The sequence below is a fragment of the Streptomyces sp. NPDC031265 genome, assembly GCF_055570295.1.
Genome location: NZ_JBVIHM010000004.1, coordinates 36,921 through 62,422 on the forward strand (window position 1 = coordinate 36,921; position 25,502 = coordinate 62,422).

At 72.6% G+C, this 25,502-nt stretch carries 16 protein-coding genes and 1 tRNA gene; 3 read left to right on the plus strand and 14 right to left on the minus strand.

From position 1 onward, the window contains the following. Together ACZ499_RS08710 and ACZ499_RS08715 are read left to right on the plus strand one after the other, a co-directional pair. Window positions 1-2,712: an FtsX-like permease family protein gene (locus ACZ499_RS08710; RefSeq protein WP_468673359.1), complete on the plus strand. Its 2,712-nt coding sequence runs from the start codon at window positions 1-3 to the stop codon at window positions 2,710-2,712. Next, on the plus strand, window positions 2,709-3,695 hold the full coding sequence (locus ACZ499_RS08715) for an ABC transporter ATP-binding protein (RefSeq protein WP_468673360.1): 987 nt from the start codon (window positions 2,709-2,711) through the stop codon (window positions 3,693-3,695). The genes ACZ499_RS08710 and ACZ499_RS08715 overlap by 4 nt, the downstream gene beginning before the upstream one ends. A gap of 744 nt (window positions 3,696-4,439) precedes the next feature. Here the strand turns inward: ACZ499_RS08715 and ACZ499_RS08720 are convergent. The 7 genes from ACZ499_RS08720 to ACZ499_RS08750 all read right to left on the minus strand — a co-directional run bounded on the left by ACZ499_RS08720 (window position 4,440) and on the right by ACZ499_RS08750 (window position 14,218). Continuing rightward, entirely contained in the window at window positions 4,440-5,123 is a 684-nt protein-coding gene (locus ACZ499_RS08720; protein WP_468673361.1) for a DUF8010 domain-containing protein, read from the minus strand. Next, window positions 5,120-5,599: an acyl-CoA thioesterase gene (locus ACZ499_RS08725; protein ID WP_468673362.1), complete on the minus strand. Its 480-nt coding sequence runs from the start codon at window positions 5,597-5,599 to the stop codon at window positions 5,120-5,122. The genes ACZ499_RS08720 and ACZ499_RS08725 overlap by 4 nt, the downstream gene beginning before the upstream one ends. A 5-nt stretch (window positions 5,600-5,604) precedes the next feature. Then, complete coding sequence (gene ettA, locus ACZ499_RS08730) at window positions 5,605-7,269, minus strand: energy-dependent translational throttle protein EttA (protein WP_385540716.1); 1,665 nt, start codon at window positions 7,267-7,269, stop codon at window positions 5,605-5,607. 188 nt (window positions 7,270-7,457) lie between these two features. Further along, on the minus strand, window positions 7,458-8,873 hold the full coding sequence (locus tag ACZ499_RS08735; protein WP_468673363.1) for an LAETG motif-containing sortase-dependent surface protein: 1,416 nt from the start codon (window positions 8,871-8,873) through the stop codon (window positions 7,458-7,460). A gap of 238 nt (window positions 8,874-9,111) precedes the next feature. Then, window positions 9,112-9,723 carry a single-stranded DNA-binding protein gene (locus ACZ499_RS08740; protein ID WP_468673364.1) on the minus strand — a complete coding sequence of 204 codons (612 nt, stop codon included), beginning with the start codon at window positions 9,721-9,723 and terminating at the stop codon, window positions 9,112-9,114. A 320-nt stretch (window positions 9,724-10,043) separates the two neighbouring features. Continuing rightward, complete coding sequence (locus ACZ499_RS08745; RefSeq protein ID WP_468673570.1) at window positions 10,044-11,732, minus strand: YfjP family GTPase; 1,689 nt, start codon at window positions 11,730-11,732, stop codon at window positions 10,044-10,046. Window positions 11,733-12,619: 887 nt separating this feature from the next. Next, window positions 12,620-14,218 (minus strand): dynamin family protein, encoded by a 1,599-nt coding sequence (locus ACZ499_RS08750; RefSeq protein ID WP_468673571.1) that lies wholly within the window; start codon window positions 14,216-14,218, stop codon window positions 12,620-12,622. A gap of 342 nt (window positions 14,219-14,560) precedes the next feature. Between ACZ499_RS08750 and ACZ499_RS08755 the strand changes: the two genes are divergently transcribed. Then, a tRNA-Arg gene (locus tag ACZ499_RS08755) sits at window positions 14,561-14,633 on the plus strand. A 298-nt stretch (window positions 14,634-14,931) separates the two neighbouring features. On the opposite strand, the gene ACZ499_RS08760 is transcribed toward ACZ499_RS08755, so the two are convergent. The 7 genes from ACZ499_RS08760 to iolB all read right to left on the minus strand — a co-directional run bounded on the left by ACZ499_RS08760 (window position 14,932) and on the right by iolB (window position 25,494). Further along, window positions 14,932-15,819 (minus strand): ABC transporter permease, encoded by an 888-nt coding sequence (locus ACZ499_RS08760; RefSeq protein ID WP_468673365.1) that lies wholly within the window; start codon window positions 15,817-15,819, stop codon window positions 14,932-14,934. Continuing rightward, window positions 15,816-18,437, minus strand: coding sequence for an alpha/beta fold hydrolase (locus ACZ499_RS08765; RefSeq protein ID WP_468673366.1), 2,622 nt, complete (start codon window positions 18,435-18,437; stop codon window positions 15,816-15,818). The genes ACZ499_RS08760 and ACZ499_RS08765 overlap by 4 nt, the downstream gene beginning before the upstream one ends. Window positions 18,438-18,549: 112 nt before the next feature. After that, the gene (locus tag ACZ499_RS08770; RefSeq protein ID WP_468673367.1) at window positions 18,550-19,344 is read right to left on the minus strand and encodes a maleylpyruvate isomerase family mycothiol-dependent enzyme; all 795 of its coding nucleotides are present in this window, start codon (window positions 19,342-19,344) and stop codon (window positions 18,550-18,552) included. A gap of 83 nt (window positions 19,345-19,427) precedes the next feature. Then, window positions 19,428-20,825: an APC family permease gene (locus ACZ499_RS08775; RefSeq protein ID WP_468673368.1), complete on the minus strand. Its 1,398-nt coding sequence runs from the start codon at window positions 20,823-20,825 to the stop codon at window positions 19,428-19,430. A 447-nt stretch (window positions 20,826-21,272) separates the two neighbouring features. Next, window positions 21,273-22,781, minus strand: a complete 1,509-nt coding sequence (mmsA, locus tag ACZ499_RS08780) for a CoA-acylating methylmalonate-semialdehyde dehydrogenase (protein WP_468673369.1) — start codon at window positions 22,779-22,781, stop codon at window positions 21,273-21,275. A gap of 14 nt (window positions 22,782-22,795) precedes the next feature. Beyond that, entirely contained in the window at window positions 22,796-24,676 is a 1,881-nt protein-coding gene (gene iolD / locus ACZ499_RS08785; RefSeq protein WP_468673370.1) for a 3D-(3,5/4)-trihydroxycyclohexane-1,2-dione acylhydrolase (decyclizing), read from the minus strand. Beyond that, complete coding sequence (iolB, locus tag ACZ499_RS08790) at window positions 24,673-25,494, minus strand: 5-deoxy-glucuronate isomerase (protein WP_468673371.1); 822 nt, start codon at window positions 25,492-25,494, stop codon at window positions 24,673-24,675. Before iolB ends, iolD begins: the two co-directional genes overlap by 4 nt. Window positions 25,495-25,502 lie beyond the last annotated feature (8 nt).

Consider the following 25,502-nt stretch of genomic DNA (forward strand, 5'->3'; position numbering starts at 1 on the left):
ATGAGTGCCAAGGCCGTTGCCCCCTGGGTGCGGACCCGGCTGCGGACCGCGCCGGGCGCCGCGGGCGCGCTCGCCCTGCTGGTGCTGCTCACCGCGTTCCTGGCCGCGACGCTGCCGCGCGGGGTCGACGTGTACGAGGACCGGGGGCTGCGCCACGCGGTGGAGTCGGCGGCGCCGGAGAACTCGGTGATCCGGCTGTCCGGCCCGATGCCCGTCAACGGCGACTCCGCGCTCGGCCCGCAGGCCATGGAACAGGCCTACCGGGACCAGCTCAAGGCGATCCCGGCGCCGCTGCGGGCGGACGGCGGGCAGTCGGCGTACGGGGTGCGCACCACGGAGAAGGTGCACGCCGCCTCCCCGCTGGACTCCTGGCTGCCGAGGCCCGAGGGCCTGCCGCCGCGCCTGCTGATCGCCTCCCGGTCGTCGCTCTCCGACCACGCCCGTCTGGTGAGCGGGCGCCTGCCCACCGCGAAGGCGGACGCGACCTCGCACACGGCGGAGGCGGCGGTGACGGCGGCGACCGCCAAGACGCTCCGCATCTCCCCCGGTTCGGTCGTCCACGTGCCGGGCGCGGGGGGTGAGCCGCTCGCGATCCGCATCACCGGCGTCGTACAGCCGCTGCTCCCGGACGGCAGCTACTGGGCCACCGAACCGGTCCTGCGCGAAGCCCAGCTCATCCCGGCGAGCCCCAAACCCGACGAGCCGCACTACTGGTACGCGGGCCTACTGCTCGGCCCCGACTCGGCGCCCGCGCTCCTCGACGCGGCGGGCAGTCCCGAGGTGTACGCGGACATCGCCCCGGCCGCGGGCAGCATGAACTCCCGACAACTGCACGGCCTCGCCGCCTCCGTGGCCTCCCTGGAGGGCGGCCCGGCACTCGCCGCCCTGCGCCAGCTGGCCGGCCCGGGCACCATGATCTCCACCGAACTCGACGCGATCCTGGAGGAGTACACCTCCGTACGCGACTCGATCACCCCCGTCGTCGCGGTCGCCACCTTCGGCACGGCGGCGGTCGCGGCCGTGGTCCTGCTGATGGCGGGCGGCCTCGCGGCGGCCCGCCGGAGCACCGAACTCGCCCTGCTGCGCGCCCGGGGCGGCTCGCTGCCCGGCATCGGCGGCCGTCTGGCCGCCGAGACGGCGGTGGTGACGGTCCCGGCGGCGGCGCTCGGCCTGGGCCTGGCAGTCCTGACCGTACGCGGCGGCCGGCTCGGCCCCGCACTGCTCGCCGTGGCCACGGTGGCGGTGGTGTCCTGTCTGGCCCTGCCGGTACGGGCGGTGCTCAGCCACCGCAGGGTCCGCACCGCGTCCGACCGCGACGACCTCGTACGCGTCAGGCCCTCCCGGCGCCGTACCGTGGCCGAACTGACCCTGCTGGTCCTGGCGGTGGGCGCGGTCGCGGCGCTGCGCCGGCGCACCACGGCGGCGGGCTCCGACTCGCTGGTCAGCTCGGCGCCGGTGCTGATCGGCGTGATCGCGGCGCTGGTCCTCGTACGGCTGTATCCGCTGCCCCTGCGCTGGGCGGCCCGCCCGGCCGCGCGGCTGCGCAGCACGGTCGGCTTCCTCTCGCTGGCCCGCGCGGGCCGCGCCCCCGGCGGCGGAGTGCTCCCGCTGCTCGCCCTGCTCACGGCGCTGACCACGGCCGCGTTCGGCGGCTCGGTGCTCGCCGGGGTCGCGGACGCGCGGGACCGGGCGGCGCTGTACACGACGGGCGCGGACGCGCGGGTCGACAGCGTGACACCGCTGCCGCCGGGCCTGGCCGACCGGGTCGCCAAGGCCGACGGGGTGTCGCAGGTGGCCGCGGCCCATGTCGACTACGGCGTGGAGATGCCGTACGGCGACAGGATCGCGGTGATCGGCGCGGACCCGTCCTCGTACGCCCGCCTCACGTCCGGCACCGGCCTGGGCGCGATCCGGGCCGACGACCTGAAGGCCCGCCCCGGCAAGGCCCTGGCGGCGATCGCCTCGCCGAAGGTGGCGGCGGGCCTGGGCAAGGGTCCCCGGGAGGTGCGGGTGGCGGGCTACCGGCTGATGGTCCAGGTGGTGGGGGTACGGGAGCGCACTCCCGCCGTCCCGCGCAGCGACTTCCTGCTGGTGGACGCGGCCGGGCTGGGCGCACGGGAACCGACGACGCTGCTGCTGGCGGGGACGGGCCTGGACGGCAAGGACCTGCGCAGGACGGTGACGACCCCCCGCGCCGCGGGCGACCCTCCCACGGTCCAACTGCGCACGGAGACACGCCGCAAGCTCGTCGACTCACCGCTCCAGTCGGGTGCGGAACGGGTCTACGGGGCGGCGGTGGCGGCGGGCGTGGGGTACGCGGTGCTGGCGCTGCTGCTCTCGCTGCTGCGGGGCGCGCCGGAGCGTTCGGCGCTGCTCGCGAGGCTGCGGACGATGGGCCTGACCCGCCGCCAGGGCCGCCGCCTGCTGATCCTGGAGGCACTGCCCCAGGCGGTCCTGGCCGCGCTGGGCGGCGCGCTGACGGGCTGGGCGGCGACGGAACTACTGGCCCCCGGCGTGGACTTGACGGGCCTGGCCCTGGCGGCGTCTCCGACGACCGCTGCGGCGGGCGGCGGGTTGCGCACGGACCCGATGTCGCTGCTGATACCCGCGGTGTGCGTGGTGGCGCTGGCGGCGGGGGTCGCGGCGACCCAGGCGTGGTGGACGAGCCGGCGCGGCTCGGTGACGGAACTGAGGGCAGGAGATACGCGATGACGGGGACGAGGGCGGGGGCGGGGACGGCGGCGACGGAAGTCCGGACGCTGTCCGAGCTGGAGGAACGGGCGGCGGCCCAGCGTGACCGCCCGGCGTACGGCCATGACGCCCTGATCGCCTGCGACCGCCTGGTCCGGATCTTCACGACGGACGGCGTGGAGGTCCAGGCCTTGCAGGGGCTGGACCTCCTCGTGACGGACGGCGAGCTGATGGCCCTGGTGGGAGCGTCCGGCAGCGGCAAATCCACACTGATGAACATCCTGGCGGGCCTGGACGTCCCGACGGCGGGCCAGGCGAAGGTGGCGGGCCGGGACCTGCTGTCGATGGACGCGAAGGCGAGGCTGGACTACCGGAGGGAGGTGGTCGGCTTCGTCTGGCAGCAGACGGCGAGAAACCTCCTCCCCTACCTGACGGCGGCTCAGAACATCTCCCTCCCCATGCAGTTGCGGGGCCGCCGCCGCGGCGCGAAGGGCAAGTCGACCCGAGCGGACGAACTCCTCACGATGCTCGGGGTGGCCCACTGCCGCGACCGCCGCCCGCACCAGATGTCCGGCGGCGAACAGCAGCGCGTGGCGATAGCGGTGGCTCTCGCCAACAACCCCTCGGTCCTCCTGGCCGACGAGCCGACCGGCGAACTCGACTCCGCCACGGCCGAACAGATCTTCGCGGCCTTCCGCACGGCGAACGAGGAACTGGGCACGACGATCGTCATCGTCACCCACGACCAGACGGTGGCGAACGAGGTCCGCCGTACGGTGGCCATCCGCGACGGCCGTACCTCCACGGAGGTCCTGCGCCGCACGCATCTGAACGAGCAGACGGGCGAAGAGTCAGTGGTCTCCCGTGAATACGCGATGCTCGACAGAGCGGGCCGCCTCCAACTCCCCACGGAGTACACGGAGGCCCTGGGGATGGAACGAAGGGTGCTGCTGGAGCTGGAGCAGGACCATATTCAGGTATGGCCGGACGGGGGCGGGGAGTAGCCCCACTCCGGCCGTTCGCCTGCGGACGGGGGCGGGGGCGCCCCTTCTTGGCCCGGCGTTCGTCTGCGGGCCGGTGGGGGCGCATCTTCTTGGCCCGGGGTTTGCCTGCGGGCCGGTGGGGGCGCATCTTCTTGGCCCGGCGTTCGTCTGCGGGCCGGTGGGGGCGCATCTTCTTGGCCCGGCGTTCGTCTGCGGGCCGGTGGGGGCGCATCATCTTGGCCCGGCGTTCGTCTGCGGGCCGTGTGTGGCTGATCGCGCAGTTCCCCGCGCCCCACTTTTGCCCGGGTTGTCTGCGGGCCGGTGGGCGCGCCCTTGTTGGCCCGGGGTTTGCCTGCGGGCCGTGCGTGGCTGATCGCGCAGTTCCCCGCGCCCCTTAAGGCAGAAGGGGGCCCGGCCAAATCCCGCCTCGGCGGCGCGAAATTCAGCCCCTTCGGCGTTTGAGGAGCGGGGTCCGGGGCGGAGCCCCGTAAGCGGGGGCGGGGGGCAGCGAACGAAACCCAACCACCCGGGCGGAGACGGAGCCCCGGTTGACGCACCCCCTGCGCGGAGTCCGGGGCGGAGCCCCGAAAGCGGGGTGCAGGGGCCGCGGGCCCCACCCGGGGGCCCGGGAGCCCCACCCGGGGGCCCGGGAGCCCCACCCGGGGGTCCGGGAGCGCAGCCCGGGGGTCCGGGGCGCGCCCCGGGAAACCGCCTCACCCCACACCCACCCCCGGAGGGTTCAGGGAAGGGGCGGGGTGGGGGCCCTCAGACCGGAGACAGCGGCAGCGCCCCCGCCCCCGCCCCCGCCCTCCGAACCGCAACCGACCCATACGCCGTACGCAGCCGCAACCACGGCCCCGCCCCCAGCAAAGCCAACTCCCCGCCAGAACCGGCACCCGGTCCCAAGCCACGCCGCAGGAACCCCAGGGACTGCGCCGCATGCACCACCCGCAGCGGCACCTCCGTCTCCCCCAGCGTCCGCGACCAGATCTCACGCCCGATCCGGTCCCGCTCCGCCCGCGTACGCGACTGCTCCGGCAACGCCTCGTCCCGCGCCCGGAACTCCGCCACCGCGGCCCCGACCACATCGCGTATCTCAGAGGCCGAGGGCAGCCCGGGCAGCCGGCTCCAGCCGCCGCGCGGCGGCAGCACACCCGCCCACGGCGGACCGGTCACGGAGTGAGGAACCACCACCGCGGACGCGGGCTCGTCGAGCGCCTCCAGGAGCTCACCCGCCGAGACGGTGACGTCGAGCTCCACCACCGCGTCCAGCCGCACCGTACGAATCGCCAGCACCTCGAACGCCGGCGGGCGCCCGAACACCGCCAGCGCACCGCCCCCGGCCTGCAGCCGGACGGCCGCCGACCGGTCGTAGTGGATCAGCCGGGCCAGGAAGGCGGCGAGATCCGCCACCTCCCCGGCATCGGCGAGGCCCAGCTTCACGGTCATGCCGCGGCCCGCTCCACGCGGTCGCCACGGCCGCCGCCGCGGCCGGCCCGGCCACCGCGACCTGCGTCGGTCTCCTCCACGTACTCCTGGAGGAACGCCTTCTCCTCCGCGGAGATCCGCCGAGGCCGCCCCGCCGCGAGGTCGAACGGCACCACGACCGTCGACGCCCGCACATACACCTGCTCGGGGTCCTTGATCTCGTACGCGATCGTCAGCGACGCCGCGCCGATCTTGGTGACCCACGACTCGACGGTCACCGGCTCATGGCGGTGCACCAGCGGCCGTACGTAGTCGATCTCGTGCCGGGCCACCACGGACCCGCCCGAGAACGACGGCGAGCCGTCCCCCGGCGCCAGCCGGAACATGAAGTCGATGCGGGCCTCCTCCAGATAGCGGAGGAAGACCACGTTGTTGACGTGCCCGAAGGCGTCCATGTCCGACCAGCGGAGCGGGCAGCTGTAGATGTGGCGAGCCAAGAAGATCAGCCCCGGGTGAGCTTCTTGTAGGTGGCGCGGTGCGGACGCGCCGCGTCGGCGCCGAGCCGCTCGACCTTGTTCTTCTCGTACGACTCGAAGTTGCCCTCGAACCAGTACCACTTCGAGTCGCCCTCGTACGCCAGGATGTGCGTGGCGACCCGGTCCAGGAACCAGCGGTCGTGGGAGATCACGACAGCCGCGCCCGGGAACTCAAGGAGCGCGTTCTCCAGCGAAGACAGGGTCTCCACGTCCAGGTCGTTGGTGGGCTCGTCGAGGAGCAGCAGGTTGCCGCCCTCCTTGAGCGTCAGCGCCAGGTTGAGGCGGTTGCGCTCACCACCGGAGAGCACACCGGCCGGCTTCTGCTGGTCCGGGCCCTTGAAGCCGAACGCGCTGACGTACGCGCGCGAAGGCATCTCGACCTGGCCGACGTTGATGTAGTCGAGCTCGTCCGACACCACGGCCCAAAGGGTCTTCTTAGGGTCGATGTTGGCGCGGCTCTGGTCGACGTACGAGATCTTGACGGTCTCGCCGACCCGGATGGAGCCCGAGTCGGGGGTCTCCAGGCCCTGGATCATCTTGAACAGCGTGGTCTTGCCCGCGCCGTTCGGACCGATGACGCCCACGATGCCGTTGCGCGGCAGCGTGAACGACAGGTCCTCGATGAGGACCTTGTCGCCGAAGGCCTTGGAGAGGTTCTCGACCTCGACGACGATCGAGCCCAGACGCGGGCCCGGCGGGATCTGGATCTCCTCGAAGTCCAGCTTCCGCATCTTGTCGGCCTCGGCCGCCATCTCCTCGTAACGGGCGAGGCGCGCCTTGGACTTGGTCTGCCGGCCCTTGGCGTTGGAGCGGACCCACTCAAGCTCTTCCTTGAGCCGCTTGGCGCGCTTCTCGTCCTTGCGGCCCTCGACCTTGAGGCGCGAGGCCTTCTTGTCCAGGTACGTGGAGTAGTTGCCCTCGTACGGGATCGCGCGGCCGCGGTCGAGCTCAAGGATCCACTCGGCGACGTTGTTCAGGAAGTACCGGTCGTGGGTGACGGCGACCACGGCGCCCGCGTACTTCGAGAGGTGCTGCTCCAGCCAGTTCACCGACTCGGCGTCGAGGTGGTTGGTGGGCTCGTCGAGGAGCAGCAGGTCGGGCGCCTCGATCAGCAGCTTGCAGAGCGCGACACGGCGCTTCTCGCCACCGGAGAGGTTGGTCACGGACCAGTCACCGGGCGGGCAGCCCAGCGCGTCCATGGCCTGCTCCAGCTGGGCGTCGAGGTCCCAGGCGTTCGCGTGGTCGAGGTCCTCCTGGAGCTTGCCCATCTCCTCAAGGAGCGCGTCCGAGTAGTCCGTCGCCATGAGCTCGGCGACCTCGTTGAAGCGCTTGAGCTTGCCCATGATCTCGGCGGCGCCGTCCTGCACGTTCTCCAGGACCGTCTTGGACTCGTCGAGCTGCGGCTCCTGCATGAGGATGCCGACGCTGTAGCCCGGCGACAGGAAGGCGTCGCCGTTGGAGGGCTGCTCAAGGCCCGCCATGATCTTGAGAACGGTGGACTTACCGGCACCGTTCGGGCCGACCACACCGATCTTCGCGCCGGGCAGGAAGCTCAGCGTGACGTCGTCAAGGATCACCTTGTCGCCGTGCGCCTTGCGCGTCTTGCGCATGGTGTAGATGTACTCAGCCAAGAGAAACCGTCCGGCAGTGTGAATCGGGCTGTGGGCAGATACACCCCATCTTGCCGTACCGCCACCCCCTGGCGGAAACGGGTGCTGCTACGGGACGCCAGTGGCCCCGGTGCGCCTGCGCTCACCGGGGCCACTGTCACAGGGTGGTCACTCTGAGTCCACGGTGCCGTGTCTCAGAGCCGCTGGGGTCAGTGCCCGGCGGTCCCGGCCTTCTTGCGGCGGAGGAAGAACACCGCGCCGCCGCCTATGACGACCAGGGCGACAGCGACGCCCGCGATCATCGGCGTGGAGCTGGAGGAGCCGGTCTCGGCCAGGTCACCACCGGTGGTGGAGCCGGACGAGGTGCCGCCCGCAGAGGCGGGGCTGGGCTGCGACGACGGCGTGCTGGTACCCGTGCCGGCGGTCTTGCAGTCCAGGACGCCCTTGAACTCCTGCTTGAAGCCGTTCGGCCCGGTGATCACGAAGTCGTAGGCCTGGTCCTCGGCGACCGGCACGGTGACGGTCTTCGACTTGCCGGCGCCGATCGTGTACGAGAAGCCGGCCAGCTTGAAGGTGAACGCCTCGTCGCCCTTGTTGGTCGCCGTGACGTCCACGCCGCCCTTGGCGCAGTTCTTCGCGGCCGTCAGAGCCGGAATGGCGCCCTGCTTGGCCCAGGTCGCCTTGGCCGCGGCGGTCACCGTGGAGTCGCTGGACCCGGCGAGGATCTGCGTCTGACTCTTGGACTCACTGGCGAACGCGCGGCCGACCGGCACCTGGGTGGTGGCCTGGACGGTCAGCGAGCCGGAGCCCGGCTGGGCGCCCGCGGGCACGTCGAAGAAGAGCTGCGAGCCGTTCTTGGCGGTCGTGGCCGCCTTGCCGGCCTTGTCGACGACCTTGACGCCGGCAGCCTTGAGCTCCTCGGACGGGGTCACCGAGACCTTGTCGGCGTTGGTGTGGACGGTCACCGGGCCGAGCTTGGAGCCCGCCTTGCCGGAGACGGCCGGGTTGTCGAGGGTCAGCGACGCCTTGGGCTCGCCCACGTTCTGCGCGGACTTGGTCAGCCAGTCCGCCAGGTCCTTGGCCTGCGCGTCCACCGCGTCGACCTGGGCGTGGTCCGAGTAGCGCCAGATCGCGACCTGGGTCGCGGCGGCGGCCGTGCCATTGGTCAGCTGGCCCTTGAGGCCGGCCGACTTGGCGAGCGCCGTCAGATCGTTCACCTGCGGGTACGAGTGCTCAAGGATCCAGCGGATCTTGCCCGCGTCCGGGTTGCCGCTCAGCGAGGTGCCGCTCCAGGGGGTCTCCTGGTACTTCGCGGCGGGCTGGGTCGGGTTGTGGATGTCGATGCAGTACGTACGCAGGGTGCCGCCGCCGTCGACGACCATCTGGAACAGACCGGCCGAGACCGGCCGGTCGCCGCCCTGCTGGTGGATGACGGCCTTGCCCGAGGCGTCCGGGTCCAGGCCCTTGATGGTGGCGACCGCGCCGCCCTGGTGCTGCTGGCCGGGCGTGTCGGCGACCGCCGTGCCCGCGCCGGCTATGGCGCCGCCGGCGACCAGACCCGAGACGGCGACAGCGGCAGCGAGGCGTGCGGCGCCGCGCTTGCGTACAGACTTGGGTACAGACAACCCGTGAACGACTGAAAACACAGAATTCCCCTTCGGGCGAGGAGCTTTCGCGTACATGCGTGGGGGAAGTGCCTCGCCTGCTGACTCAAGTGCCCCGTGAGTAACGGGAATCCTATGGAGGTCGCGCCTCCCGATCCCCTGTCATGCGATCAGATAACCATTCCGAATCGCAATCGTTATCGCTGATACCCGCCCCCACCTGGGAATATCGACAAATCTCCAGCACGGAACGGGACTTTCAGGACGCTGCGGCAGCCACGGCGGGCGGGCTCGCGGGAGCTGTTACACGCCTCTCACCTGGGCTTACTCCGGTACCTCCGGCAGTAGCCCCAGCTGCCCCGTCACCCCCCGCCACCACACCCGCACCGCCCGTACCGGTCCACGCCGGAGTGGGCGTCGGAGCCGGGGGCGGGGCCGATGTACGCGCTCGCGAGGTCGGTGAACCGGCCTCCCCCGCCGGGTCCTTGAGCGGCTCCGTCAGGGACGGGTCCGCCTTCACCACGCGCCGGAACGCCGACGTCCCCCGGGTCAGGTCGTGGCCCACCGCGATCGCCTCGACATCTGCCGAGAATCTGCGCTGTCCGTCCTGGTCCTCGTCACGCACCCGCAACCTGCCGTGCACCACCAGCGGTTCGCCCACGGCGACCGAGCTCGCCAGGTTCAGCCCCAGCGTCCGCCAGGCCCGGACCGTGTAGAAACTGGAGTGCCCGTCCACCCAGGCGTTCTTCTGCCGGTCGAACCGGCGCGGAGTCACCGCCAGCCGGAACCGGGCCACCCCGCCCGTCGCCGTCTCCCGGTACTCCACGTTCGTCGCGGCGTTTCCCACCAGCGTCACCAGCGTGTCGTTCATCCCCACCACTCCCCCGTCATTCCTGCCGTGCGCGCCCGTCGCGCGCACGGCGTCCCTGTCGAAGCTCCGTCCGGCCCAGGCGGCCGATCGAACCCTTGCGCTGTCGATCTCCATGCTGGACCGGACGGAGGACCTTGTGCCGGGGGCTGTGGACCACCCAGCGATTGTGGAAAACCTCGTCACCCGTACGGGGGTTGGCCGAGGGCTGGCGGGGGACAGGGCGCGTCGGTTGGCCGGGGGCGGGGTGCGGAGTGCGGGGGTGCGTCGCAGAGGCCCCGGCCCCCTTCACGTCCCCCCTCACGCCGCTCGCATCACCCCTCTCACGACACCCCCGCCCGCACCCCCGTCCCGCCGCGCACCGCCACGTACTGCTCGCGCACCTCGCGGTAGCGCAGCAGCTCCGCCGCGACCGGGTCCAGGACCTTCGCCCGGCCGCACCCGGCCGCCGCCTCCCGCAACCGCCGCTCGGCCTCCTGCCCGTAGCGCCGGCCGGGCCCGCGCGCCGCGACCCCGCAGGTCCACTCGACCAGCGGGCCCCCGACGATCCCCGCCAGCATCACCAGCGCGGGCACCAGCAGGCCGGGTTCGAGCACGCCCACGATCTGGCCGACGAGCCAGAGGCCGCCCACGATCTGCACCAGCGTCATGGCCGCCTGCACCAGCACCGCCGCGGGCCACCAGGCGGGCCTGGGCGAGGTGCCCCGTTCGATCTCCGCCCGTACCGCCAGCTCGTCCAGGGCCTGCGGCAGTCCCTCGGCGCCGCGCACCGCCGCCTCCCGCACCGCCTGCGCCCAGGGGGCGGGCAGTCCGGTGGCCGCCTCTTCCGCGACCAGCCGTACGGCCTGCTCGACACGCTGGCGGGCCGTCACCTCCTCCTCCGGAGGAGGAGTGGGCAGCGCTGACTCACGGCCCGGGATGCGGATCCGCTCGTACCAGCGCCAGAGCCGCAGCCACGGGGTGCCGCAGGCGCGGCCGGCGTTGCGGCGCCACTCGCGTTCGGCCGCCTCACCCGCCGCCGCCGCGCCCACGGCCGCCGCGAGCCGGTCGGTGAACGCCTCCCGGGCCCGCTCGTCGAGCCCCGTACGGCCGTCCGCGACGTACACCGGACGTAGTCCGGCGGCAGCCGCGTCCAGGTCGGCCGCCACCCGGCGTTCCGGGGCGCCGCGCTCCTGCACGAACCGGCTGAGCAGGTCGCGCAGTTCGCCGACCCCCTGGCCGGTGAGGGCGGAGAGGGACAGCACGGTGGCGCCGGGTTCGCCGTGCTCGCCGAGTGCCATGCCGTCCTCGTCGAGGAGGCGGCGCAGATCGTCGAGCACCTGGTCGGCGGCGTCGCCGGGCAACCGGTCCACCTGGTTGAGCACGACGAACGTGACCTCGGCGTGCCCGGCCAGCGGCCGCAGATACCGCTCGTGGAGCACGGCGTCGGCGTACTTCTCCGGGTCCACGACCCAGACCACCGCGTCGACGAGAGCCAGTACGCGGTCGGCCTGGCGGCGGTGCTCGACGACCGCCGAGTCGAGGTCGGGCAGGTCGACGAGGACCAGCCCCTGAAGCGCCTCGGCGTTCGGGTCGGAGGGCAGCGGTCTGCGTCGCAGCCGCCCCGGCAGCCCGAGCCGGTCCAGGAGACCCGCCGCGCCGTCGGTCCAGCTGCACGCGATCGGCGCGCTGGTGGTGGGGCGGCGCAGCCCGGTCTCCGAAATGTGCGTACCGGCCAGGTAGTTGAACAGGGTCGACTTGCCGCTGCCGGTGGCTCCGGCGATGGCGACGACGGTGTGCCGCGCGGACAGCCGCTGCCGCGCGGCGGCCTCGTCGAGTACGCGGCCCGCCTCGGCGAGCGTCTTGCCGTCGAGCCGCGTCCGCGACAGCCCGACGAGCTCGCGCAGGGCCTCCAGCCGCCCGCGCAGCTCGCCGCCGTAGGGGCCGCCGATGGGTACGTACGCCTCCACCGGCTCGGGTTCCTCGACGGGAACCTCCTCCTCGGCCGACTCGTTGACCCGTCGAGCAATCAGCCCGTCGTCCCAGGCGGGCGCGGGCTGCGTGGAGCCTGCGGCGGGACCGGCGTCGGCGGCCGCGCGCGCGTCGGGGGCACGGCGCGAGGGGGGCCGGCTCGGTCGGGCCGGGACGGCCGTCCGTGTGAATGCCGGTGCTGCGCGGCTTGGCGCTGGTGGCGCCAGTGGGGTTGTAGGGGGCGATTCGGGACGCGGGGGTGTTTCGGTGCGGGTGGCGGGCGTGTTGCGGGTGGGTCGGGTGCTTTCGGGTGCGCCCGTGGACGAGTTCTTGGCCGAATCGGCCGCCGACGGGTCGACTTCTGCCGTCGCAGCTCCGGGCGTGTCGGCTTGGGGTGAGCCTTTTCCGGATGCGCCAGTCCCGGATGCGCCGCTTCCGGATGTGCCGGTTCCAGAGGCATCGGCCTCGGGCGTGTCGGCTTCAGGGATGTCGACTTCGGTCGCGCCGTCGGCTTCGGGTGCGTCGGCTTTGGGCGCGTCGGCCTCTCCCGGGAGGGGTTCCGTCCGTACGGAGGGCGTAGGCGCGGCTCCCTCCTCACTCGATTCCGTCCGCCGGGAAGGGGGCCGTTCGGCCCATGGGCGGTCGAAGCCGAGCCACCCCGACGTCGGCGCGACGGCTTCCAGTCGGCCGATCGAGGGCCGCCCGGCGGCCCGCACCTCAACCGTCAGCGGTGCGGCTGCCACCTGCGCGGGCTGGTCCCCACCGGCTACGGAGCCACCGTCCGCCGACCGCTCCGGCTCTCCCTCCTCCGGAGGGGGAGGAAGCTCGGCCCCGGCCTCCGGCCGCCCGGACTGCGACTGCCCGGACTCGGACTGCCCGGACTCGGACTCGGGCCGTTCGGAGTCGGGCTGGTCGGCCCCCGGCCGATCCGTCAGAGCGGTCACCCCGCTCACCTCTCCTTCTGCAGTAGGGACAGCGCGGCGATCAGCTCTGCCTGGGGCTCGGGGCTCACCCGCAGCGCGTCCAGCGGGGCGAGCCGGCGGTCGCGTTCGGCGTTCAGGACGCGGTCGATGTACGTCGTGACCAGCGCACCGCCCTGGTCGCGCAGGCGCAGCGCGCGCTGGGCGCCGATGCGTTCGGCGAGCCGTTCCCCTGCCCGGCGGGCGCGGCGCCCGCCGAGGAGCGCGGCCGCCAGCAGGGCCGCCACGGCCTCGGCGGAGGGCGCTACGGCCCGGTCCATCTCCCGTACCTCCTCCTCGGCCAGCTCCTCCAGGACCCGGCGCCAGCGCCGTACGGCGACCTCGATGCGCTCACCGGCCTCCCGGTCCCGTACGCCGTCGGCCAGCTCGGCCGCCGCGGGCTCGCGGCCCCACGCCTCGCGGACCCGTTCGTCGGCGGCGTCCGCGGCGCACCCGAGGAGCTCGGCGAGGCTCTCGCAGAGCGCGTCGAGGAGCTCGCCGGAGGTCGCGTCCCGGGGGTACGCACGCCAGCGGGTGAGCGCGTCCCCGGCGAGTACGCCCCCTGCCTGCAGCCTGCGCCGCACACGTGCCCCTTCCCGCTCGTACGCCTCCTCGACCGCGCTCGTCATCCGTACGGCGGCGGCGTACTGCGCGGCGACGGCGGAGGCGAGCTCGGGCATACGGGCGTTGAGCGAGTCGATGACGCCGACGGCGGTACGGACGACGGCCTGCTGCCGGGCGGCCGGGTCCTGCGCCCGGTGGGTAAGCCACTGGCCCAGTGGGGCGACCGCGGTGGAGGGCAGCAAGCCGCTTCCGCCACCGGCCGATTCGGGCAGCTCGGGGATGGTGAAGCGGGGCACATCACCGAGCCCGGCCTTGGTCAGGAGCGCCGCGTACTGCCGGGACACCTCGCCGATGACCTGGTGCGGCACCCGGTCGAGGACGGTGATCAGCATGGCGTCGTACTCCTTGGCCGTGCGCAGCAGATGCCACGGCACGGCGTCCGCGTACCGCGAGGCGGTCGTCACCATCACCCAGATGTCGGCGGCGCAGATCAGCTGGGCGGCGAGCAGACGGTTGCTGACGACGAGTGAGTCGATGTCGGGCGCGTCGAGCAGGGCGAGCCCGACGGGCAGGTTCCGCGAGGTCTCGACCCGCAGCGAATTCTCCGCGTCATTGCCCCCGATACCCTCCTCCACCTCCGCTTCTTCGTTCTGCTGGGACAGCCAGACGCGGGCGAGCTGGGGCAGTACGCGGATCTCGGTGAACCAGTGGTGGTCGTCGGGGTGGCAGACGAGTACGGGGGTGCGGGTCGTCGGCCGCAGCACGCCGGCCTCGCTGACCCGCCGCCCCACAAGGGAGTTGACGAGCGTGGACTTCCCGGCGCCGGTGGACCCGCCGACCACGGCGAGCAGCGGCGCTTCGGGATCTTTGAGCCGGGGCAACAAATAATCGTCGAGCTGCGCGAGCAGCTCGACCCGGGTCTGCCGTGCCCGCGCCGCCCCCGGCAGGGGGAGGGGAAGACGCATGGCGGCGACCCCGTCGCGCAGGGCGGAGAGTGCGTCAATCAGCTGAGGCCGTACGTCCAAGGTCACCACATGCGAAGAATGCCCAATTTTGGCGCCTTTTTGAAGCGTATGGAGGCCCTCGCGCGCCGATCGGACACATGGGATAGACGGGATGAGTGGGACGCAGGCATAACGAGTGCACAACACCCGGCTCCACGGGCGTCAAAAGCGCTGCATGTTCGGCGCCCGCCTGCGATTATCGGTTCGCTTCACCGAACCTCCACATCGTGCCACGCAGGTGAAGCAACCGGGACGAGGCGAGAGGAGCCCTATCCTTGTCCCCGGCAAGGTCACGACCCGGAGCCCGCTCCGGATCACACCCTTGCCCGCCCGGGGGCTCCAGGCCACCGCGGCCGCCATCCGGCCCCCGTAGCTCAGTGGATAGAGCAGGCGCCTTCTAAGCGCTTGGCCGCAGGTTCGAGTCCTGCCGGGGGCGCTTTCGCCCGTGCCTCAGCCGGCCCTCCCTCCGGGAGGGCCTTTTTGCTGGTCCGCCGGACCATAGCGTGGCGGGCGTACAGAGCACGTAAGCGCCGGACCCGGGCGACGAGGAGAACCGATGAAGATTCCTCCCGGCCCCTTCGGGGCGGCTCGCCGTCGTTTCGGCCGCCGACGTCGCCGGGGGTGGGGGCGGCCATGTGCGGCTGTATCCGGCCGCCTGTCGAGCCGCCTCCTGCCGCACGCCGCCCCCAGCCCCAGCAGCCCAGGAACTCCCGCAGGAGCGCCGTCAGTGGCTCCTACGACACGATGTCCTTCTTCTCGAAGCCCCGGAACGCCAGCGCCATCAGTACCAGTGCGTACCCCACCGACACCCCCGCTCCCTGGGCCATGCCGCTCCACTCCAGGTGCGGCTGGAGCGCGTCCGCCCAGGCGAACTGCCAGTGCGCGGGCAGGGCGTTACGCCAGTCGCCCAGGGCCGTGATCGCGTCCAGGACGTTGCCCACGATCGTCAGGCCCACCGCGCCGCCGACCGCGCCCAGCGGCGCGTCCGTCTTGGTGGACAGCCAGAACGCCAGCCCGGCGGTGACCAGTTGGGAGACGAAGACGAACGCCACGGCGATGGCAAGGCGGGGTACCGCCTCCCCGGCCCCGAGCGAGCCTCCGGTCGGGATCTCCAGCGGGCCCCAGCCGTACGCCGCCGTGCCTACCGCGAGCGCCACCAGCGGCAGCAGGACGATCGCCGCCGCGCTCAGGCCGAGCGCCACCGCCAGCTTGCTCCACAGCAAGCGCGCCCGGGGCACGGGCGCGGCCAGCAGATAGCGCAGGGACGACCAGCTGGCCTCCGAGGCGACCGTGTCGCCGCAGAACAGGGCGACCGGCACCACCAGCAGGAAACCCGCCGAGACGAACAGGGCGGTGGCCGCGAAGTTCGCCCCGGACGCCGTCGCCGTGTCGATCAGGGTGATCCGGCCGTCCCGTCCGGACGGCGTGCCGCCGATCGCGAAGGCCGTGACCAGGATGAACGGGAGCGCGGCGAGGATGCCTCCCATCACCCGGGTGCGGCGGCGCCGCAGCTGGCGCGCCGCCTCCACCCGCAGGGGCAGGGTGCGGCGCGGGCGGTAGCCGGGGGCGGTCGCCCGCAGGTCCGGCGCGGCCTCGGCCCCGGTGTGCGTCGGCGCACTCATGCCGATCCTCCGATCAGGGTCAGGAACGCGTCCTCCAGGCGGCGGTGCGGGCCCACGCCCGTCAACGGCACGTCGAGGCGGACCAGTTCGGTGATCAGCTCCGTGGCGGTGGCGCCCTCCAGGCGCACCAGCATGCCCTCGTCGGTGCGCGTCGCCGCGCCGATGCCGGGCAGCGCGGTCACCTTGTCGGCGAGCACCTCGGTGACCGGGCCGTCGACGGTGACCAGGAGCGTGTCGCCCCCGCCGGTGATCTCGGCGACCGGGCCGGCCTGGATGAGCCGGCCCCGGTCCATGACCACCAGATGCGTACAGGACTGCTCCACCTCGGACAGGAGGTGGCTGGAGACGATGACCGTGCGGCCACCCTGGGCGTAACGGATCATCACGTCCCGCATCTCACGGATCTGCGGCGGGTCAAGGCCGTTGGTCGGCTCGTCGAGGATCAGCAGGTCCGGCAGGCCGAGCATGGCCTGGGCGATGGCGAGGCGCTGGCGCATGCCCTGCGAGTACGTCCGCACCGCGCGCGAGAGCGCGTCGCCCAGGCCCGCGATCTCCAGGGCCTCGTCCATGCGGGAGTCCTCGGCGGGGCGGCCCGTGGCCTGCCAGTACAGCTCCAGGTTGGCGCGGCCCGACAGATGCGGAAGGAAGCCCGCGCCCTCGACGAAGGCGCCGACCCGGGACAGGACCGGTGCGCCCGGCCGGATGGCGTGGCCGAAGACGCGGACCTCGCCGCTGTCGGGGCGGATGAGGCCCATCAGCATGCGCAGGGTGGTGGTCTTGCCCGCGCCGTTGGGCCCGAGCAGGCCCAGGACCTGGCCCTTCTCGACGCGGAAGGAGAGGTCGCGGACCGCGTACCGGTCGGTCGACTTGGCGTACCTCTTGGTCAGACCGGTGATCTGGAGCGGGACTTCGGCCAGCTCCGGGTCGGGGGCGGGCGCCGTGGCGCGGCGGGTGGCCAGCAGGCCGAGCGCGATCACCGCGCCCGCGAGCGGCATGCCCCAGGCCCACCATGGCACCCCGGCGGGCTCGGTCTTCACACCGGGCGCGGTCGGCACGGTCAGCGAGCCGTCCACGAGCGAGACCTTGTACGTGCCGGGCGCCACCGGGGAGGCGTAGCCGAGGTCGGTCGCGGCGACCACCAGGCGCAGCCGGTGGCCCGCCTCCACGTTGTGGTCCACGGCGGGCAGGGTGACCTCGACCTCCTTGCCCTCCTTGGCGCCCTCCACCCGGACGGGCGCGACCAGTTGGGCCGGGAGCACCTGCTGCTTGCCGTCGGGGCTCACGTCGTACACCTTGCCGAAGAGCACCGCGTCGTCGCCGCCGGAGGTGACCTTCAGCCGGACCGTGGGCGAGCCGGTGATGCGCAGGCCGGGCCTCAGCGGCTCGGAGTCGAAGCGCGCGTACTGCCCGGGGAAGTCGATGGAGAGGCCGCCCACGCCGAGCGAGGACAGGCCCGCGAGGCCGCCGCCGACGCCGGGCACGGCCGAGATGGCGGGCGGGGCGGCGCCCGCCGGGTTCTCGAAGGTCTGCTCGCGGCCGGTGAGCAACACCTTGCGCGTGCCCTCCGTCAGGCCCGGGTAGCTGCCGCTGGTGGCGCCGCGCAGCTGGGCCGCGCCGTCGGTGGAGCTGATGCCGCCGGTCCTGGTGACCCGGAAGGCGGGGCCGGTGGAGGCGTCCTCGTCGCCCTTCAGATAGTGGTCGAACCAGGAGGCGATACGGGCGTCGACCCGGCCCGGCTCCCGGTCGCCGCCGTCGTGGCCGCCGGTGATCCAGTCGACCGCGACCGGGGCGCCGTTGGCGCGGATCCGCCGCGCCATGGCGTCGGCCTGGCCGAGCGGGAAGAGGGAGTCGCTCTGGCCCTGGACGATCAGCGCGGGCACCTTGATGCGGTCGCCCACGGCGGACGGGGAACGGGCCGCGAGCAGGTCGCGCGCCTGCGCGTCCGGCTTGCCGCTGACCGCGACCCTCTCGTACATGTCGCAGAGCTGCTTCTCGAAGGTCTTGCAGCCGCCGCCGGTGGAGAAGAAGATCCCGGCCCAGAGCTTCTTGAACACCCCGTCGGGGAACAGCGCGTCCGCCAGGTTCCAGTAGGTGATCTGCGGCGCGATCGCGTCGATCCGCTTGTCGTACCCGGCGGCCAGGAGCGAGATCGCGCCCCCGTAGGACGCGCCGGTGACGCCCACGCGCGGGTCGCCCGTCGCGTCGAGCTTCACCTCGGGGCGCTCGGCCAGCCAGTCGACGAGCCGCGAGACGTCCTTCACCTCGTACGCCGGGTCGTTGAGGCCGATCTCGCCCGTGGAGTCGCCGAAGCCGCGCGCCGACCAGGTCAGCACCGCGAAGCCGTCGCGCGCGAGGTCCTGCGCCTGGGCCCGGACGTCGCTCTTGCTGCCGCCGAACCCGTGGCCGAGGAGGACGGCGGGGCGCTTCTTCTTCGCGTCGCCCGCCGTGAAGTACGACGTGTCGATCTTCGCCCCGGGCATCTCCATCACCCGGTCCTCCTGGTGCACCGCGGGCGTGCCGCCGGCGCCGGAGGCCGTCCACACGCCGGCACCGGCGAGCACCGCGAGGGCGGCGGCCACCCCGGCCGCCGCCCTCCCACGAGGTCTGCGCAATCTCATGCCTCCACCGTAAGCGCCGGGTCCGACAACGGAGCCTGCCGCCAGGTGGAGGTCGCGGGTGTACTCACGGCGTACGGCACGGCCTCGCCGTACCGCGCCGGGAGTACGCCCGTCAGCCGAACGACGCCCGCTGGAGCCAGAAGTCCAGGAGCTCGGCGTCGCCGAGGACCTCGACCCGGGGGCTGTCGGCGGGCAACCGCCGGTAGAAGACGCTCAGGACGTCGGTGAGCGGGCCGCGCAGCGCCACCGTGGCCTTCTCGTGGCCGCGCCGCCAGCTCACCCCGTTCTCACCGAGCTCGATCAGCCACTCGGCGCCGGGCGCGTCCGTCGCGTGCAGATGGATGCTGCCGCCGGGGCCGCGCAGTTCGGCGGCGGCGGGGGCCAGCTTGCTGGCCTGTACGTAAGTGACGATCTCCAGCCACTCGTCGATCGTGTCCGCGGCCACCTCCGGCGCGAGCCGGTACTCCGCGCCCACGGTGAGGGCCGCGTCCGCGCGGTGGACGACCGTCTCGTGGGTCATCCGGCGCGCCCAGAACCCGGCGGTCGCCTCGCCCGCCCACGTCCACGCCGCCTGGTCGGCCCCGGCCGTGCGCAGGGTGTCCGCGCAGAGTGCGGCGCCCTCCGCCAACCAGGCGTCCAGCGCCTCCGGTTCGTCCTTCTCCGGGCCGGTGAAGTCGGGCACGCGCTCCTGGGGGACGACGGCGGTGGCCTTCGTACGGACGATCTCGGCGACCCAGCGGTGGGCGCCGCCGACATGGACGGCGAGCTCGCGCAACGTCCAGTCGGGGCAGGTCGGCACGGTGACGGCGAGCTCCGCACCGGTCAGGTGGGACCTCAACTCGTCGGTCTGCCGCAGGATTTCGGAACAGTAGACGTCGTGGTCGAGAGGCGTGTGCACGGCTTCCATACCCCAAACCCTAGGCGGGGACCGCCCGTTGCGTCCCGCGGAATCACCGCCGGATCCGGACAGACCCCGCCACGGGCCGCGCCTCAGACCTGCTCGTCCTCGGGGATGCTCACCAGCCACCGCGTCTCGCGGCGCGGGCGCAGGTAGAAGGCCCAGTAGAGGGTGGCGACGGCCGTGATGCCGCCGGTCCACAGCAGGTACTGCGTCTCCTGCTGGGTGAGGATGTACGCGAGGACGGCGATCAGGACCACCGGGACCGCGGGCCACAGCGGCATCCGCCACGCGGCGGTCTCGCGGTGCGAGCCGCGGCGGCTGAGCAGGGCGGCGACCGCGACCAGCAGGTACATCCCGGTGACCGAGACGCCGGTGACGCCGTACAGGGTGTCGAGGTTGACGAAGCAGAGGGCCGCGCCGGGGACGCCGACCAGGAGCGTGGCGACCCACGGGGAGCCGAACCGGCCCAGGCGCGACAGGCCGCGGTTGACCGGCTCGGGCCAGGCCTTGTCACGGGCCGAGGCGAACAGGACGCGGGAGTTCTGGATGACCATCACGATGCCCGCGTTGACGATGGCGAGAGCCACGCAGAGGCTGACGAAGGTGCCGACGGCCGAGTTGGACCAGGCGGTGACCATGCCGCTGATGTCGCCGGAGGTGAGCACCGAGAGGTCGGAGGCGCCCAGGGTGATGGCGACGACGGGGACGAGGATGACGGCGGTGGAGATGGCGAGGGTGGCGAGCACGGTCCGGGCCACGTTGCGGCGCGGGTGCTCCAGCTCCTCGGAGAGGTAGACGGCGGTCGAGAAGCCCTGGGTGATGAAGAGGGCGATGGCGAGTCCGGAGACGACCATCATCGCGGTGACCGTGGAGTGCGTACCGCCGTCCCCGGCGACCGTGCCGTGGACGAGGGAGGAGGCGCCGCGGTGGCTGTGGGAGAAGCCGAGTACGGCGACGACGGCCGCGGCGACGACTTCGAGTACCAGGAAGATGCCGGTGATCCAGGCGTTGGCCCGCAGGTCGAGCAGTCCGGCGAGGGTGGCGAGCAGCATCACGCCGCCGCCGGCGACGGGGGCCGGGATGTGGACGAGCGGGGCCAGGTAGTCGGCCGTGCCCATGGCGATGACCGGGGGGACGATCATCACCACGAGCAGCGAGAGGACGAAGACCAGCCAGCCCGCGAGCCGTCCGGCGAGCGTGGAGACCATCGCGTACTCGCCGCCCGCGCTGGGGATGAGGGTGCCCAGCTCCGAGTAGCAGAACGCGACGCCGATACAGAGCAGCGAGCCGATGGCGATGGTCAGCGCGGTGTAGGTGCCGAGGCTGGAGAAGAGGTCGGGCACGACCACGAAGAGGGTCGACGCGGGCGTCACGCAGGAGAGCGTGAGCAGGGTCCCGCCCACGACGCCGATGGAACGCTTGAGCTTCTTGGGGGCTTCGCCCGTGGCCGGGGAGAGGACGTGGGGCGGGCTGAGCGTTTCGGTCATCGATGTGCGTCCGATCGGCGGGTGGGGGTGTGAGCGGGGAGCGCTATCGACCTCCGGGTGGTGCTCGCGGGGCCCGTCCGGCCCCGGTTGGTGAGTGGTGGGTCGCTCCCGGGCCGCCATTTCAATCTCCACTCGATCCGCAGGTCAATAGCTGTTCACCTACGGAATTCGTCGCCCCGACACCCTTCTGGAACTGATACGGCGTTAAGAGTGCAATAAAAGCGCGTGATCGAGCGGTACGGGAACCGCAGCCTCCGCGGCCGAAAAAGTTTGCCGAATTCCGAATACCGGAACACCTTGGCACCCCGTGCCAGGCCTTCCGGTTACCCCCGGTCACCGCCGTGCGTCAGCCGGTGTGCGCGGGCGCTGCCGCCCGGGAACGCGTACGGCCGCGAAGCCCCTTCGTGCGGGCTTCGCGGCCGTGTGGCACGCCGGTGGCGTCCTGCGTCAGTGGTTGCGCGGGAAGCCCAGGTCGACGCCGGCGGGGGCGTCGGAGGGGTCCGGCCAGCGGGTGGTGACGACTTTGCCGCGGGTGTAGAAGTGCGTCCCGTCGTTGCCGTAGATGTGGTGGTCGCCGAAGAGCGAGTCCTTCCAGCCGCCGAAGGAGTGGTAGCCCACCGGCACCGGGATCGGCACATTGACGCCGACCATGCCGGCCTCGACCTCCAGCTGGAAGCGGCGGGCCGCGCCGCCGTCGCGGGTGAAGATCGCGGTGCCGTTGCCGAACGGCGAGGCGTTGATGAGCGCCAGGCCCTCGTCGTACGACTCCACGCGCAGCACGCACAGCACCGGGCCGAAGATCTCGTCCTTGTACGCGTCGGCCGACGTCGGCACCTTGTCGAGCAGCGAGAGGCCGATCCAGTGGCCGTTCTCGTAGCCCGCACCTTCATAGGTGTAGGCCGAACCGTCCAGGACGACCTCGCAGCCCTGCGCCGCCGCGCCCGTGACGTAGGAGGCGACCTTGTCGCGGTGGACGGCCGTGATCAGCGGGCCCATCTCGGAGGCCGCGTCGTCGCCCGGGCCGATCTTGATCTTCTCGGCGCGCTCGCGGATCTTCGCCACCAGCTCGTCGCCGATGGCGCCCACCGCGACGACCGCCGAGATGGCCATGCAGCGCTCGCCCGCCGAGCCGTACGCGGCCGAGACGGCGGCGTCGGCGGCGGCGTCCAGGTCGGCGTCCGGCAGGACCAGCATGTGGTTCTTGGCGCCGCCGAGGGCCTGGACGCGCTTGCCGTTGGCGGAGGCCGTGGTGTGGATGTACCGGGCGATCGGGGTGGAGCCGACGAAGGAGACGGCGGCCACGTCCGGGTGCTCCAGGAGGCGGTCGACGGCCACCTTGTCGCCGTGCACGACGTTGAAGACGCCGTCGGGCAGCCCGGCCTCGCTCAGCAGCTCCGCGATCTTCATCGCCGCCGACGGGTCCTTCTCCGACGGCTTGAGGACGAAGGTGTTGCCGCAGGCGATGGCCAGCGGGAACATCCACATCGGCACCATCGCCGGGAAGTTGAACGGCGTGATGCCCGCGACGACACCGAGCGGCTGGCGCAGCGAGGCGACGTCGACGCGGCTGGCGACCTGCGTCGACAGCTCGCCCTTGAGCTGCACGTTGATGCCGCACGCCAGGTCCACGATCTCCAGGCCGCGCGCGACCTCGCCGAGCGCGTCCGAGTGCACCTTGCCGTGCTCGGCGGTGATCAGCTCCGCGATCGCGTCGCGGTTGGCGTCCAGCAGTGCGCGGAACTTGAACAGCACCGTCGTACGTTGAGCCAGCGAAGACTGGCCCCAGGTCGCGTACGCCTCACGGGCCGCGGCGACCGCCGCGTCCACCTCCTCCACGTCGGCGAAGGCGACCTGCGTGGTCACGACCCCGGTGGCGGGATCGGTTACCGGGCCGTACGTACCGGACGCGCCCTCGACGGTCTTGCCACCGATCCAGTGGTTGACGGTCTTCGTCATGACGAATAGCTCCTTCAGAGATGGCGGCGTCGGGCTGCGACTTGCCGGTCGTACTCCTCACGCGCCTCGACCGCCGACGAGCGGGTCGCGGTCTCGGCCACAGGAACATCCCACCACGCCTGTGCCGGGGGCGGGCCCGACACAGTGTCTGCCGTTTCGGTCTCGACGTAGACACATGTAGGACGGTCCGCCGCACGTGCGGCCGCGAGGGCTTCGCGCAGGTCACGAACGGTCTTGGGGCGCAGCACGGCCATCCCCAGGGAGGCCGCGTTGGCTGCCAGGTCCACCGGCAGCGGCTCGCCCGTATAGGTCCCGTCGGGCGCCTTGAAGCGGTACGCGGTGCCGTAGCGCTCGCCGCCCACCGAGGCGGACAGGCCGCCGATCGAGGCGTACCCGTGGTTCTGCAGGATCACCACCTTGATCGGGAGGTTCTCCTGCACCGCCGTGACGATCTCGGTGGGATTCATCAGATACGTGCCGTCGCCGACCAGCGCCCACACCGGGCGGCCGGGCGCGGCGAGCGCCGCCCCGATCGCCGCCGGGATCTCGTATCCCATGCAGGAGTAGCCGTACTCGACGTGGTACTGGTCGCGCGAGCGGGTCCGCCAGAGCTTGTGCAGATCGCCGGGGAGCGAGCCCGCCGCATTGATCAGGATGTCGTCCCCGCTGACCAACGTGTCGAGTGCGCCCAGGACTTGGGCCTGGGTGGGGCGGGCGTCCTCGTCTCCGGGCGTGTACGCGGCGGTCACCCGGTCCTCCCAGACCGCCTTCGCCTCGCCGTAGGCGGTCGTGTACGCGGGTGCGACGCAGTGCTCGCCGAGGGCCTTCGCGAGCGCGTCGAGGCCCGCGCGCGCGTCCGCGACGAGCTGAAGCGCGCCCAGCTTGTGGGCGTCGGCGCCGTTCACGTTGAGCCCGATGAAGCGGACGGAAGGGTTCTGGAAGAGGGTCGAGGAGGCGGTGGTGAAGTCGGTCCAGCGGGTGCCGACGCCGAGGACGACATCGGCCTCGCGGGCGAGCGCGTCGGCCGTGGCGGTGCCGGTGTGGCCGATCCCGCCGACGTCGCAGGGGTGGTCGTACGGCAGCGAGCCCTTGCCCGCCTGGGTGGAAGCGACCGGGATGCCGGTCCGCTCGGCGAAGCGGCGCAGGGCGTCCTCGGCACGGGCGTGGTGCACACCTCCGCCCGCGACGACCAGTGGACGGCGGGCGGCGCGCAGCAGTGCGGCCGCCTCGTCGAGCTCCACCGGGTCCGGCTCCTGGGCGCGCACGTGCCATACCCGCCGCCGGAAGAACTCCTCGGGCCAGTCGTACGCCTCCGCCTGCACGTCCTGCGGCAGCGCCAGCGTGACCGCGCCGGTCCTGGCGGGGTCCGCGAGCACGCTCATCGCGGAGAGCGCGGCCGGGATCAGGGCCTCGGGCCGGGTGATCCGGTCGAAGTAGCGCGAGACCGGACGCAGGCAGTCGTTGACCGAGACATCGCCCGCGTACGGGACTTCGAGCTGCTGGAGGACCGGGTCGGCCGGGCGGGAGGCGAAGACGTCGCCGGGCAGCAGCAGGACCGGCAGATGGTTGACGGTGGCCAGGGCCGCGCCCGTGACGAGGTTGGTGGCGCCCGGGCCGATCGAGGTGGTCACCGCGTGCGCCGAGAGCCGGCCGGCCTGACGGGCGTAGCCGACGGCCGCGTGCACCATGGCCTGTTCGTTGCGGCCCTGGTGGTACGGCATGTCGCTGCCGGGCTCCAGGAGCGCCTGGCCGATCCCGGCGACGTTGCCGTGGCCGAAGATGCCCCAGGTGGCGGTGATCAGACGCTGCTCGGCGCCGGAGCGGGCCGTGTACTGGCGGGAGAGGAAGGCGAGCAGCGCCTGCGCGGTGGTGAGGCGCCTGGTCGTACCGCTCATCGGTAGCCCTCCGCATGGTCGGGGTGGAAGCGGATCTGCCACGCGCGTTCCTCGCCCGGGCCCGCCATCACGTTCAGGTAGTACATGGGGTGCCCGGGCGCGGCGATGGAGGGGCCGTGCCAGCCGTCGGGGACGAGGACGGCGTCACCGGCGCGGACCTCGGCGAGCACGTCGGCGCCGCCGGGGCGCGAGGGCGAGACGCGCTGGTAGCCGAAGCCCTGCGGCGCCGCGAACTCGAAGTAGTAGATCTCCTCCAGCTCCGACTCCTGCCCGGGGACGTGCTCGTCGTGCTTGTGGGGCGGGTAGGAGGACCAGTTGCCGCCCGGGGTGATCACCTCGACGGCGATCAGCCGGTCGCACGCGAAGACGTCGGCGGCGGCGAAGTTGCGGACCTCGCGGGCGCTGACGCCCGAGCCGCGCCGTTCGACGGGCACCTCCGGCGCGGGGCCGTGACGAGCGGGGAGTCGGCGCTCGCATCTCGCTCCTGCCAGGGCGAACCGGCCTCCCGCGCCGGAGGCGATCTGTGCGTGGGCGTCGCGCGGGAGGTACGCGAAGTCGGTGACTCCGGCGAACACGCTCTCCCTGCCCAGCAGTTCCATGGTCCGGTCTTCTACGTGTACCGTGCATCCGCCATTGAGGGGCAGCAGGATCCACTCGCTGTCGCCGGTGGCGAAGGCGTGCGTCCCGCCCGGCGCCAGCTCCAGCACGCGCAGCCCCGAGTAGCCCCAGCCGGCCCGTTCGGGGCCGATGTCGAGGGCGTACGCCTCGCGGGAGGTGGTTCCGGCCCGTACGAACAGCTCGTCCTTGTGCTCGTCCATGCCTCCTC

What these genes read in the sequence shown, in the direction of transcription:
- ACZ499_RS08710 (WP_468673359.1), top strand. Translation starts at nt 1, where the DNA reads ATGAGTGCCAAGGCCGTTGCCCCCTGGGTGCGGACCCGGCTGCGGACC.
- ACZ499_RS08715 (WP_468673360.1), top strand. Translation starts at nt 2,709, where the DNA reads ATGACGGGGACGAGGGCGGGGGCGGGGACGGCGGCGACGGAAGTCCGG.
- ACZ499_RS08720 (WP_468673361.1), bottom strand. Translation starts at nt 5,123, where the DNA reads ATGACCGTGAAGCTGGGCCTCGCCGATGCCGGGGAGGTGGCGGATCTC.
- ACZ499_RS08740 (WP_468673364.1), bottom strand. Translation starts at nt 9,723, where the DNA reads ATGAACGACACGCTGGTGACGCTGGTGGGAAACGCCGCGACGAACGTG.
- ACZ499_RS08760 (WP_468673365.1), bottom strand. Translation starts at nt 15,819, where the DNA reads ATGAGTGCGCCGACGCACACCGGGGCCGAGGCCGCGCCGGACCTGCGG.
- ACZ499_RS08765 (WP_468673366.1), bottom strand. Translation starts at nt 18,437, where the DNA reads ATGAGATTGCGCAGACCTCGTGGGAGGGCGGCGGCCGGGGTGGCCGCC.
- ACZ499_RS08770 (WP_468673367.1), bottom strand. Translation starts at nt 19,344, where the DNA reads ATGGAAGCCGTGCACACGCCTCTCGACCACGACGTCTACTGTTCCGAA.
- ACZ499_RS08775 (WP_468673368.1), bottom strand. Translation starts at nt 20,825, where the DNA reads ATGACCGAAACGCTCAGCCCGCCCCACGTCCTCTCCCCGGCCACGGGC.
- mmsA (WP_468673369.1), bottom strand. Translation starts at nt 22,781, where the DNA reads ATGACGAAGACCGTCAACCACTGGATCGGTGGCAAGACCGTCGAGGGC.
- iolD (WP_468673370.1), bottom strand. Translation starts at nt 24,676, where the DNA reads ATGAGCGGTACGACCAGGCGCCTCACCACCGCGCAGGCGCTGCTCGCC.
- iolB (WP_468673371.1), bottom strand. Translation starts at nt 25,494, where the DNA reads ATGGACGAGCACAAGGACGAGCTGTTCGTACGGGCCGGAACCACCTCC.